This window comes from Ferruginibacter sp. (assembly GCF_028288465.1).
In the GTDB taxonomy this organism is placed as follows: domain Bacteria; phylum Bacteroidota; class Bacteroidia; order Chitinophagales; family Chitinophagaceae; genus Ferruginibacter.
Genome location: NZ_JAQBNR010000056.1, coordinates 90,466 through 104,152 on the forward strand (window position 1 = coordinate 90,466; position 13,687 = coordinate 104,152).

Below are 13,687 nucleotides of genomic sequence, written 5' to 3' on the forward strand. Positions count from 1 at the left end.
GCCGACACGTTGCAACATCTTTTGGAGAAGATACAGGGAAACTTATTTTTTAAAACTCTCCAGATTTCCTCTGTAGGTATGATTACGAAAAAAACGCAGATACTATTCTTTAATCAAAGCAATTGAGATTGTCTCAGACCTTCCGGTAATAGTCACCTGGTATTTTCCACCCGGCAAATCGGTATCGGTTAAAAAATCATGCGTTGCATTGCCGCCGGCATGGCTGATATCAACCTGTTTCAGTAGTCGTGCATCCATACTAAACAACTGCATGCGGTAGTTTCCTTTTGGAACATTATTAAATTGCAGCACCACTTTATTATTGCTGATGCTGTTGCCATTTAAAACGATAATACCGGCTGCAGCAGATTTATCAATGCTCACTTTTACAACCGGGCTGTAATTTTCATTCCCATCTATTCCCAACAATCTGATGCGGTAATAATGCCATCCCTGCGCAGCATTTTCATCAAGCCAGTTATATGCATCACCGGATTGATTTTTGTTTACAACTGCCACTGTGGTAAAATTAGATCCGGTCATGGATGATTGTACTTCGTATCCCTTGGCATCTAGTTCGTTGGTGGTATTCCACTCAACCAAAATGTTTTTTTGTGTGCGGCTGGCTTTAATGCCGGTGAAAGTTACAGGCAGTGCTATCTGTTTCTTAAGTACAATGCTAAACCTGTTGGAAGCATAAGAAGCCGGGTCTGAGTTGACGGTAAAAGTAATATTTGTAACACCGCCCATATTTACCATTGTATTGTTGGTAGTTGCGGCATAGTTATCTTTAACCACTGCATACTGGCCACTGTTCTGCATAGCTTCAACCGTTATCTGAAGCAGGTAGTTTTGCTTTTTGAGGCTGTAGAGATTTAGAAAAGTAGTATCATTTCCATCAATTGTTTTTCTTCTTTCTATAGCCAGGTTTTTATTGTTCCTGTTTATGCAGAGATTTTCACTCTGGTTAAGGATTTTAGCCGCATCGTTCCTGTCTACATTATTGCTGTTATTGTCATTATACGTAGTCAGTACTCCGTCCGCAAAAGAGGCTGATCCATCTGTGTTTATCCCCAACAAATTAACCCGTATTTTTTCGTTGCCATACACCGGTCTGAAAAGTTGGTCGCTGCCCCCGGCATTTTTATCTGTTTCCTTAAAGGTTATTGTTCCCGGGTTAACCCCATCGAGCGATTCAACAAAGAAGGCTTCCCCACTGGGAATGTACCTGCTCACCGGACTAACAGATGTGGTTGCATCATAACCGTTATATCCATTCCATATCAGCACCACGTACCCGCCTGTTACACCCATCTTCGGATCCCACAAATAGATTTTATCATTCACATTGTTTTTGCTTATTGTATGAAAATCAATGGCAGCCGGGTAAGGATTGCCAACCAGCGTATAGCCAGTCGCATTCACATTCGCTGCTATGCTGCCTGTTACCACCTGACCTTTTGCCCTCAGGATAGTTGGCGTAAGTGCGGCATTTACACCAAGGGATAAATTCGTACTTCTGTCGCCGCGAATAAATAAAAAATAAGCGGGATAAGTTGTGATAGGCATATTAGTGCCAGGAAGGGTGGAAAAAGTGTTGGTTGTGCTGTTGTAATATTTAATGGCGGCATTGTTGTTTACTCCCTGGTCAAATCCGTTAGCTGCCATGCCACCGGTAATATGGGTACCAAAACCCGGGTTTGGATTTCCTGAAGTAACGCCTTCCTGCCATGCTGCATTGATAGTGGGCGCAGTACAGGAACAAACAGGTGCAGTCAATAAGCGCCACTGCCGTCCTGCAGATATGTATCGTTCGATGGTTACGTTGCCGGCAATACTGTTGCCGCTGATTGTTCCGCCTTTGGTAATATCAGCGAACTGTGCGGTACCGGCAGGGCCAGACTTTAAAGTCAGATAACCACCCGTTGTAAGCATATTGTTGTTAGAACTGAATGACAGGGATCCGGTGACATTTTGTTGCCCGGCAAGGGTAACATTGTTACCAATGATAAGATTTAATAGATTGTTATTGACAAAGCTGCCTGCAGGAATTGTTTGTGCAGTGCTACCATTCATTTGTACGGTGCCAGCCGACACGTCGAACGTACCGGCGTTATTGATGGCACCTCCCACCTGCAATGTACCACCGGTTACTGTAAGCGAGGCTCCGTTACTGATGTTGAGATCATGTACCGGAATAGTACTGGTAATGACAGGATATACAGATAATCCGGATGGAATAGTGATGTCGGCTGTAGCAACCGGTATTCCTCCGCACGACCAGTTACCTGTATTGTTCCAGTTGTTATTGACTGCACCAGTCCAGGTGTTCGCAGTGCCAACCGTTACAGAAGTGCTGGTAACAAACTGGCTGCAATCGCCGCCTGCTGGTATTGTATAGGTAACGGTATAGGTGCCGGGTGTACTGGAAATTAAATCGATAGCCCCGGTAGCCGCATTGATTGATAAATTGGTATCAGCAGAATAAATGCCGCCGGATGTTCCGGTAAGTGTAACGTTTGCTGTGCCTGCAGTGGTACAGTAAGGCGAAGCGGTATATGAAATGGTCGTACTCCGGTTACAAATCTCGCCAATAGCAAAATCCCCGAATGTGGTAACAGCCGTAGCTTGTATGCTGGTAGCATTGCGGGCTGCAGCTACCGGCCACGACCAACTGGTTCCGTTATAGGCAGCTATATCAAACAGGGTTGTATTGGCACCTGCATCTACGTCAGATGCTTTAAAATTAAATGTTGCTGTATAATCTGTGAAGGCAATTCCATTGTTGGTTAATGTAAAATAACGGTTTACGCTTTTTGACGCATTGATATTTGATGTACCAATGTTGGGGTGATCTGTAGCAGTAGCAGATGCGGTAAGACTACCCGCAGTTGTAATAGTTGAAAAGGCGATTGTCGCAGGTGTATAGCTTGACAGATCTCCAATTTCAAATGTTTTACTGGTTGTACCAACCGGCATATATTTTTGTAAGTTTCCATTCACCCAGCCTGTATTTTGGGCTGCGCCGGTAAGTATCCCTGTTGATGACTGGCTAAGGATGTTGGTACCGGTTTGAATATTGCCTGCAATAAAATTCAATGTTCCGTTTACAGCCAGGTTGGAAGACAAGGTTACAAAACCACCTGTGTTATTGATGGTTAAGTTGTTGAAAGCCGAACCAGAATAAATATCCTGTGCAGCAGTACCATTCATTGTAAAGGCAGACGTACTGCTATTGATAGTTCCGTTGTTGAGTATGTTTCCACCAACGGTATAGCTATGGTTGCCCGCATTTAAAACAGACCCGCTTACAACCCGTAGTTCGTTTGTAACAAGCCAGTCGGATGACGGCGTTATACCTAATGCATTGGTGTTATTGATGTTTACGTTTTTGAATGAAACAGGAGTACCCGCCAACGTAAGTGCACCTGAACCGGCAAAATAAACGCGACCTGTACTGGTAAAGTTAGTACCCAGGTTTACAGTCGCAGCAGACGAGGGCGAAAAAGTAAGTGTACCGCTGCTGGTTATAGTTCCATTGTTTGTTACATTACCCAGTATGGTGTGTGATGATGAACCTCCATTGAAAATTCCACCACTACCAACCGTCAGGCCATAGGCTACTACCCATCCCACACTTGGATTTACCCCACCGGTATTGTTGATGTTAAGATAACCGTATTGAGGAACCGACGTTGAATTCAACACCGGCGAAACGGAACCGTTGAAATTTACGGTGATGGCCACAGTTTGAACTGCATTGATCAAATTCAATGTTTGCAGTACATTTCCTGTAAAAGTAGTGCTGCCCAGGTTGTATAAAATGCCGCTGTTGATTAAATCACCATTCATGGTAACCGCAATACTACTGCCGCCACTTAGCGATCCCGTGTTGGTGATATTCAACAGACCATTGATCGTCATGTTACTCAAAAAAGTATAGCTTCCTGAAACAGTTATCTGATTAAAAGTAGTGGTGCCTGTAATGTTTTTTGCAGCACCCGTACATAAAATGGTACTGGTTGATGGCGTAAAATTGCCGCTGTTCGTCCAGTTGCCATTTAAAGAAATTGTATTGGAGCCGGCATCAAACGTAGCGCCGCTTTCGATAGTTAAATTGCCGGTTACGGTTGTACCCGTATACAATATTTTGGTGCCGCTATTCCTGAATATAATATTTCCATACACCAACCCCGGCAGCAAGAGGTGCTGCGTACCAGTACCATTAAAAATAATGGTACTGCCCGTCGATAAATAATAATTGGCGAATTTGGTTGGTGCATTATCAGCGCCAATAATTAATGTAGCTGCATCTGCCATTGTAGCTGATCCTCCGGCAATATCCCTGTTAAAAAAGTAGGATCCGATATCCAGTGTTCCCGAAGTGCCTACAAGATTCCCTTTTAGTATAACGTCTCCTGTAAGGAGGGCAACAGAACCAACCGGTTTATTAAATTCCAGATTATTAAACGTAGTGGCAGATATTGTTTGCGTTCCGCTGCCATCAAATATTACGTTAATTCCCGTACCATTATAAGTGCCGTTGTTGTTCCAGTTGCCACCAACATGTAAAATATTGTAGTTGCTCATTATTGCTGCGGAAGCGATGGTAACATTTCCTGTTATGGATGTGGTGGTAAGATTGTCAAATTCACCTGCTGTAACCGTCAGGTCACCGCCAACGGCAACGGCATTGCTAACGGAGGCAATAGACGACGACTTATTAATGGTAAGGTTATTATAAGCAACAGCCCCGATTGATTGGTTAGTGGCCCCGCTGTAAGTGACCGTTCCCGTGCCGGGTGTAAATGTTCCGCTAACATAATTATAATCTGCAGCTATATTTAAATTGCCCGTGCCGGTAAAAGCGATATTTGCGCCGCCAGATTCTGTCAGCGTGCCCCCAACGATTACGGTTCCTGTGCCGATGGTAAGATTTATTGCATGGCCAGTTGTTCCATCGCTGAGCAATAAGTCTCCGTTTACTGTTATGTTTTGGTTGTTGGCATTGATGGTATGGGTAATATTACCCGTCCAGCTGCCATGAATATCACCGGAGATCAGTGAGCCTCCGCTGGCCATTGATAAGGTAAGCGCCTGCACACTTCCAAAGTTGATATTCTTTACAGTAACTGCAGTGCTGATAGTCGGGTGATTAGTAAAGGTCGCTGTTCCTAAATCTACAATATCAGTGGCTGAAGGCGGTGCTGACGCAGAACCCTGTAATACGGTCCAGTTGGCCGCCGTATTCCAATCCGTACTAACACTGCCATTCCATTGTACCACGTTTGAATTAGCTGAACAAGTCCAGCGGTTGGTTATATTGGACAAACCGCTTTGCTCAACATAGTTGGCCGTGGTACTGTTTGCTGATTTACCAGAAGCCGTCCACGCAACGCCATTGTAACGCCATAACGCCATAGAAGATTCATTACTGCCATTCAATTCATCATCTTCATAATGCAGGCGCAAAGTTGCATTATAGCTACCGGCAGGTACGGTAATGTTATATACCCTGCTGATGGAGCCACCAAAAGGAAAGTCACTGATGGTACCTTTTGTTACTGATACTGTAACGCTGCTTACAGAAGCAACTGACGAAAATGTAATGCTGTTATCCGGCCCTTCAAAAGCATAAGCTGCCCCGGTAGTAAAAGCATGCGTTCTTTCAATTGTGCCCAGTATTATTCCATTACCTGTCCTGGTATTTGTGATAGTGAGCGTGTTGGACCCGGTTAGTATTGTTCCAAGGGTCATGTTGACCGTTGCTGCTGATACATTGTTTTGTAAAACAACAGCCGTGGTAGCAATGGCATTATTAACGGTTAAAATATTAAAGGTTGTTGCACCGAAAATATTTGTATTCTGACTGCCGGAAAATTGAATGGTACCGGAACCCGCGGTAAATGTGCCATAATTATACCAGTCATTATAAACAGTATGCGTATATGATCCGGAAACAAATGTAGTACCAGTAGCAATGGTAATATTGTCATTGATGGTAATGTTGCCAGCTGCTGTCTTACTATTTCCATTTGACAAGGTTAAATTATCATACGTGATGGCGTTGATATTTTGTGCACCTGTGCCATTAAAATTGATCGTGTTGGGAGTAGAAGAAATTACATTCAGCGTACCGGCCGTCATCGTTAAAACGCCTGCAACGCCGGCAATAGAATTAGCAGACAACTGTAGTGACGTTCCATTAACAGTTATATTAAAAAGATTGGCGGTGCCGCTAAGCGTGGATGCACCGGTAAAAGTTGCAGTGCCCGCAGTGGCAGTTAAACTTCCGGCCACTATCAGGCTGGATGAAACTGAGAAACTGGCATCGGTTGTAATAGTACCGGTAACAGATAGTACAGCAAAGCCGGTTATTCCGGCACCGGAAATACTTTTAGCCGCACCGCTCATTGTAATGGTTCCGGTACTTGCAGCGAAGCTTCCTGTTACCGACAGGTTGCCGGTAACAGAGAAAGATGCGGCAGTGCTTACAGACCCGCTTACCGTTAAATTATCTACTGAAATTCCGGTTCCGCTGATGGTTGTTCCAGCTCCGCTCATTGATAGCAGACCGCCGGAAGCCTGGTTAAAGGAACCAGAACCGGTGGTGGCAAGATTACCTGTTAATGCAATACTGCCATTGGAAAAACCAACGAGTGCAGCAGCAACAGTAAGGTTATTAAAATTCTGTATCCCGGACCCACTTACAATGGTTCCCGTACCAGTAAAAATAATGGTGCCGGTATTGCCATTGAAGGTACCGGTGTTCACCCAGTTGCCGCCAATACTGCATGAAAAGCTGCTGCCATTAAAAACAGTTGATGCACCGATCGAAACATTGCCGTTGATGGTTATGTTGGAAGCTGCAGTATAGGCGACAGATGTACCACTGCCCGCCAGGCTGCTCAGGTTACCTACAATCGTTAGCGCACTTGACGGAAAAGTTTTTATCACCGCACCTGATGAACTGGTAAGCTTAAGATTTCCATACAATTGATTGGCTACCGTTTGATTGGTTCCCCCATATTCAACTGTACTTGCTACTACCAATGTGTTGGTGGCGTAATTGGACGGGTAAGTATTGGTGCCGCCTATTTTTAAAGTAGCGTTATTCGATACTGTGAGCGTACCGCCGGAGCTGGTTCGGTTGGCGGTAAAGGTAGCAAGGTCAAGCGTTCCACTGCTTACAGTAAGATCCCCACTTATATTTACGGTGGCACTCAACGTAACTGCGCTGGTATTGGAAGCAGTCAGACTATTAAAGGTGGTAGCATAGGTACCACCTATAGTTTGGGCGGCAGTTCCGTTGAAACTAACGGTAGAAGTGCCTGCAGTAAAAGCGGTTGCTGAAACATTGTTTGTCCAGTTTCCTTTCACCGCCAGGTTAAAATTATTCGCACTCAATGTACCGGCTGTTAGTAACAGATTATTGTTTACTGTAGCAGCAGCTCCCAACAGCAAACTGCTTGTATTATTAACGGTCAGGTTATTAAAGACCGTTACTCCTGAAAAGGTTTGTTGCCCGGAAGTACCGTTAAACACTGTAGTTCCATTGTCTGTAAAAGTACCGTTGTTGGTAAGGGTACCTGCAATATTTAAAATGCCGGAACTGGTATTTGTTACCGTTGCCCCGGAATTTATTGTAAGCCAGTTGCACGAAACACTGCCTGTAATGGAAGGCATTCTGACAGCAGTTGATGGAATGGCCACATTTGTCAATGAACCAGGCACTGCGCCATTATCCCAGTTACCTGCGGTGGCCCAGTCGGTGCTTACATTACCTGTCCATTGAGCCGAGTTGTCCATTGCAGTGAAATCACCAAAAGCCGTTAAGGAAGGCGAAGTAAAAGTATTGGTGGATGTGTTAAGGGCAGCCGTAGTAAATGTAACCCAGGGACTGGAACCGGTCCACTCGCTCATCAGCAAATTTGCTTCTGCACCTGTTACATCAGCATCTGTGTAAGTAACAGCTACGGTAGCATTGGTAACTGTATATCCTGTTGTACTAACAGGCCAGTACCTGCTTATATAGTTGGTGGTGTTGGCATTATTGGGATGCTTGGCGTTTACAACCCTTATACTTGCTGAACCGGTTGTATAAGTACCAGCAGTGAATGTAACTGTAAGGGGAGAATATTCCGTTGTACCCGTATTATCCCCAACCGGAAAAGTATAAGAAGCCGAAGCCGCTGAAGTGCCATTTTTTATCACAGATCCTGCTCCGGAAGCAACAATCATATTGGTTACCGAAAAAGGACTACCGCCAACTGCCGGTACTGTTGCGGCTAAAGTTAAACTGTTACTTCCCAATACCAGGTTACCGGAAGTTAATGTTAGTAAATTACTAATTGTTACGGGCCTGGACAACAATACGCCACCGGTACCGTCATTGATCTCCAGCTGATACAGTGTTAAGGAACTTGTAGCGCCATTGATATTTTGTGTTACACTGTTGCCTGTAAACATTAGCAACCCGTTATTGTGGTTCAGGGTGCCGTTGACTGTCAGGTCGCCATCAAAATCAGTTTCGGTAGCAGACAGCGTGAGCGTTTTTGTTGAATTAATGATCGCCGTATTAAAGTCCGTTACCGATGCCCCGCTTATAGTTGTAGTTCCGTTAAATATAATATCACTGCTGTTGTGATCAAAGTCGCCATCGTTGGCCCAGTTGCCGGAAACAACTACTTTGCCGGTTGCACTGTTGGAAATAAGGAAGCCCGAAGAGGTTATTGCGATAGCGCTGAAATTGGAAACAGCGCTGCCCGATATCGTGTCGGTGCCATTAAAATTTACTGTGCCTGACGATATAAAAGGCGTTGCATTGGTACTGTTGTTAACCCAGTTACCGCTGATTGTAATGTTATTTGCTGCTGCGTTTAGTTGTGCCCCGGTGGATAGTTGAATATCGTTGTTGACAATAGTTGCACCAGCCAGCGATTTTACACCTGCTGAGGAGCTTGCCAGGTATAAATTATAATAAGCAGAAGACGGTATTTTGACGGTCTGATTACCCGAGCCATTATAGTTAACCGTATTGGGAACAGCCGATGCATCCAATGATCCGGTAGCCATCAGCGCCGCTGTTGATCCCGCCATATTGAGTACTGAATTGGCAGCATTGACCCATGCGGCATTAACACCACCCCCCGTTATGCTGTTTTGCATATTCACCGTTCCGCTGTTGGTAACGGTAACCGAATTGCCGATATTGATTACCGGAGCTACCGTAAGGGCTGATCCTAAAGGAATTGTTTTATTTACGCCCAGGGTAATAATGCCCGATCCTGTTACACTTCCTGTACCTGTTATGATTGTTCCTGCGGCGTTAGAATTGGTAAGATTGGAAGTACCCAGCGCAAGGGTACCATCAACGGTCACATTACCATTTACCGTCAATGCTGCGCCTCCGGTCATCTGGTAAGAAGAGCCTGCACCCACATTCAGCGAACCTGTTAAAGTAAGTGCACTGGAAGATGCGGAAGTACCTGTACCGGTGGTGGTCAGGTTATTTAATATCCAGGCCGCTGAGGCTGAAAAAAGCCCTGTACCTGATGTGTTCAGCGTATTGTTTACCGTCAATATTTTTCCGGCCGCATTGGTAAGGTTGCCATTGTTTTGAACAGCTACGTTGTCTACCGTATAATTGTTATCAACCGCCACGGCGTGATTGACGTATACAAAACCTGTTCCGCCGGTTGGTGCACAACCACAGGATACTCCGCCTGAAGTGCGACTCCAGATGGCGGTATTACTCCAGTTGCCCGTTGCAATGGAATAAAAATTATTGGTACTGATGGTACGGCTGCCACTGGGATTGCCGGATGTTGCAGTAAAAGTAGAACCTGAAACTACGGACGATACAAACTGGGCATCTACAACATTACCACTGACAGCACCCGGAGCGATTGCATAGGTTAACCAAAAATAATAAGTGCCTGCACCCAGGTTGAGTAGCTGGCTTCCATTGATAGTATAACTTCCGCTGGGATTACTGCTACTTCCAAAAAGTGTGGCTGTAGAAAATAAATTGGTGTTGCCTGTGTAATATAACCTGGCACTTGTTATATCGGTAGCCGGAGCTGTCGATCCGGTAGTATTTAAATTAAATGCGGTGGCAGTTAAATTGGAACAGGTACCGGTAATTACCACCTGTATTCCGATAACCTGGTTGTCGGCAGTTCCTGAGAACACAGCAGCCGTTACTGTTTGTGTTGCCGAAGCAGATGAGTAAGCCATTGGTGTACCCGCTGTTAAATCAGCGAAAGAAGCATTATATGGATTGCTGACCTTATTATCGATTTTGAGGGTGCCACCGGTTCTTTTGATATACCCTGTTGCCGCACTGGTGGCCTTCACTTCTATGTTATTGAAGTTAATCGTATTTAGTTCCGTATTAGATGGACCTGTGTTAATTGTAACGGTAATGGAAGTGGAGGTAATGCTATAGGAAACGATGGTGACATCTGTTCCGGTGGCGGTAACGGTACCAACACCGGGATTGAATTGAAATGCGGCGTTACTGAAACCCAGGATGAATGTAGCATTGGTTTGACCAGGTTTAAATCCCTGTGTGCCACTTCTGCTGGCTTCACTTATTGCAAAGCTGATACTGTTATAACCGGAAGGATAAGTAGTGCAAAAATTGGGATTGGCTGCTTTGGTAATTCTGTATTTTGCTTGTAGCGAAGACGCACCCATCAATAAGGACAGCAATAGTAAGATGGCGGTTCTCATAAGTTGAATTTGGAAGAAAAAGAATTTAATGTTGCCTGTTATTATTTTCGGCCAATATATTCGTGGCAACCAGATTCAAATTTCAAACATCTATTTAACCTTATGAATTCAACCAATGGTGGTGCCCACTTTCACGTAACGTCGCAGATTAGCAGAAAGTGCACTGTTAACGTTTTATACGCAAACAACTACATCTTACCCGAAAAGCAGCTATATAGCAATAGTAATTATTGGAACAAATTGAAATTCTCAGTATGTGACTTATGCGAACTGAAAAAATAATTTTAGATGTAAAATAACTACAACTGGTAAAAAAAATTTAGACTGAAACGCATAAATCGGGTTTCTAAATTATATACTGCGTGTGACCAATCGTCTGGTTGAAGAAGTGAAATTACAATTTGGCAAAATAGATGACTGAAATGGAACTATCAGTTAAATATCGGAGCATTCAACAGATAATCGTTTAATATCGAAATCATCGTTGGGTAACAAATCGATCTTTTTTGCAGGAGGAAGCAAACTATGGCCAGCGGATATAGTTGTTCTCCACTTGCCCGATGAAATAATATCAAATAATCTCATTACAAATTTAATAAAATTCCACCCAAATTCAAACTGAATCGAAACCGTTTACAGTAAATTGATCGCCCGTCTATTCTTGTCAATCGAAGTGATTTAAGTATAACATCTGGCAATGAAATCCTTCAAGATTGTCATCAATTTTTAAAACAGACTGACCGGGTTTGGTTTAAGGAAATCTTGCAAGTGCAGTCCTGCATTTCCAATAAGTAAAACTTTATGAGGGTTAAATTTATTTTTAAAAGCATTCATTCCTGAAGTGGCACTGGTGGCACCGCTCTTTACTTCCAGGCCAATCACTTTCCCCTTTCGTTCAATAACAAAATCTACCTCCTCATTTCGCTCTCTCCAATAATGTAAAGTGAATTTTTCGGTAAGTGAATGATCGACCAAATGTGCACCAATGGCAGATTCAACCACGCAGCCCCATTCATCAGGTTTGGCAATTGCATCCTTAAACAGATCATTTTTCTGGGCGCTTATTAAAGCGGTATTGTGCACTTGAAATTTTGGGCTGGATGGTCGTTGGCGGATTACATAGGTTTATCACCTGCTGCGAAAAACCCGTAAAACCAAAGCAAAGAATTGAAATAAACATACTAAAATATTTATTTGCATTTGTTTTTATTTTCTGATGAGAAATTAGCAATTATAGCAGCTTGAATTTTTATCATGTTTCTTTTTTCAACCAAAAAACAACATTTGCAATGTCCCTGATGGACTCACAGCATCTGTGCTGCAAAGTGGTACACAAAGAATGTAAACAGCAAACTTTCGTTTTAAATTGTTCTTTAATATTTTAGAATGTAATGGTTAATCCGCCATCCACTGTAACAACTGACCCTGTCATATAAGATGCATCCGGGCCGGAAAGGAACCAGGCCACTCCTGCTATCTCCTCTGGTTGCGCCGCCCTTTTTAAAGGAAGGTGGTCATATTGTATGTAATTATGTTTAAACCACTCTGTATCCACTTCGTTTTGCCCGTCTGCTTTTATGGACATGGGAGTATTTACAAATCCTGGAGCAATGGTGTTGGCGAGGATGTTTCGAGGCGCTAATTCAACTGCAAGAGAGCGGGTAAACTGCGTTATCGCAGCCTTCGCCATTCCGTAAGCGGAACTTCCATTTGCTACTCTCTGATAGTGAATGGAAGTAACATGAATAATGCGTCCTCCATCTTTAATAAACGGAAGCAATACACGACAAGATTTGACTGAACCGTACAGCATAACCTGAAGGGCGTTATCCCATTCAGAAAAATCTGAATCGAGTGCAGCCAAGCTTTGAGATATTCCTATTGTATTCACGAGCGTGTCGAAATTGAAGCATTTTTCTTCAACCAATCGTTGCAGATCAACCAAGTCCTCATCGTTCCGTACATCTAGCTGGCAGGCAATGTGACCTTCGCCTTCCAATAGATTTATTGTTGCAATGCATTCTGACAAACTATGTGCAGCTACAAGCACCTGCCAGCCTTCCTTTGCAAATCGTTGTGCGGTGGCTTTTCCTATTCCTGAAGAACCACCTAATATTATAACTTTTTTTTTCATGGCAAACAATAATCGTTAATCAGTATGTAGCTCTCCCCCCGGAAACATCAAATACAAAACCTGTATTGAAGCTTGCCTCTTTCGAAACAATCCATGATGCGATTGAAGCAACTTCATCTACAGTTCCCAATCTACCCATAGGTATTTTCGCCGTCATATATGCCAATTGTTCAGAAGCAGTATTTTCGTTCATGGCAGTTTTAATAACAGCAGGTGCAAGACCGTTAACTGTAATTCCGGTTTGTGCGTATTCTTTCCCAATACCTTTAACAAGGCCAATTACTCCTGCTTTCATCGAAGAATACCCTGCCATGAAAGGATTGCCTTCCTTGCCCGCAATGGATGCGAGCAACAGTATTCGTCCATAGTTATTCGGCTCCATTTCTTTGATAGCATACTTCGTCATGAGAAAGGCTCCCCTAAGATTTATTGCATAGATCATATCATATTCTTCCACCGGATAATCAGTAATTTTTGTACTGGTAGGACCAACAATACCAGCAGAATTAACCATGATATCAATTTTACCAATAGTTGTTTTCACAAAACCAATTGCTCGTGCAACCTCGTGTTCTGAAGATATATCTACCTTGTAACCCTCTGCAGTATAACCTTTCTCTTTTAATGTTATCAATGCTTTTGTCAAGAGTGTTTCATTGATGTCAAACAAAGCAACGCTTCCTCCTTCTGATGCTATGCGCTCTGCAATACCAAATCCTAGTCCATCAGCACCGCCTGAAATTACAGCAACCTGGTCTTCAAATCTTTTCATTTGTATCCGTTAAAGTGTTTAGGAAAGTTTTTATCGATTCGTCT

Annotated in this window: 5 protein-coding genes; all 5 read right to left on the reverse strand. The window is 43.4% G+C overall.

The annotated features are described in order from the left end of the window. Positions 1–102: 102 nt before the first annotated feature. Positions 103–10,737, reverse strand: coding sequence for a BNR-repeat neuraminidase N-terminal domain-containing protein (locus JWR61_RS21890; RefSeq protein WP_301929835.1), 10,635 nt, complete (start codon positions 10,735–10,737; stop codon positions 103–105). Positions 10,738–11,172: 435 nt separating this feature from the next. Then, entirely contained in the window at positions 11,173–11,322 is a 150-nt protein-coding gene (locus JWR61_RS21895) for a hypothetical protein (RefSeq protein ID WP_301929836.1), read from the reverse strand. A 141-nt stretch (positions 11,323–11,463) separates the two neighbouring features. Further along, entirely contained in the window at positions 11,464–11,853 is a 390-nt protein-coding gene (locus JWR61_RS21900) for a DUF4143 domain-containing protein (RefSeq protein WP_301929889.1), read from the reverse strand. A 265-nt stretch (positions 11,854–12,118) separates the two neighbouring features. Continuing rightward, positions 12,119–12,871 (reverse strand): SDR family NAD(P)-dependent oxidoreductase, encoded by a 753-nt coding sequence (locus JWR61_RS21905; protein ID WP_301929837.1) that lies wholly within the window; start codon positions 12,869–12,871, stop codon positions 12,119–12,121. A 19-nt stretch (positions 12,872–12,890) separates the two neighbouring features. Further along, complete coding sequence (locus JWR61_RS21910) at positions 12,891–13,643, reverse strand: SDR family NAD(P)-dependent oxidoreductase (protein WP_301929838.1); 753 nt, start codon at positions 13,641–13,643, stop codon at positions 12,891–12,893. Positions 13,644–13,687 lie beyond the last annotated feature (44 nt).

Excerpts from the sequence above, each read along its gene's own strand:
- JWR61_RS21890 (WP_301929835.1), bottom strand. The coding sequence starts at position 10,737 with ATGAGAACCGCCATCTTACTATTGCTGTCCTTATTGATGGGTGCGTCT.
- JWR61_RS21895 (WP_301929836.1), bottom strand. The coding sequence starts at position 11,322 with ATGAGATTATTTGATATTATTTCATCGGGCAAGTGGAGAACAACTATA.
- JWR61_RS21905 (WP_301929837.1), bottom strand. The coding sequence starts at position 12,871 with ATGAAAAAAAAAGTTATAATATTAGGTGGTTCTTCAGGAATAGGAAAA.
- JWR61_RS21910 (WP_301929838.1), bottom strand. The coding sequence starts at position 13,643 with ATGAAAAGATTTGAAGACCAGGTTGCTGTAATTTCAGGCGGTGCTGAT.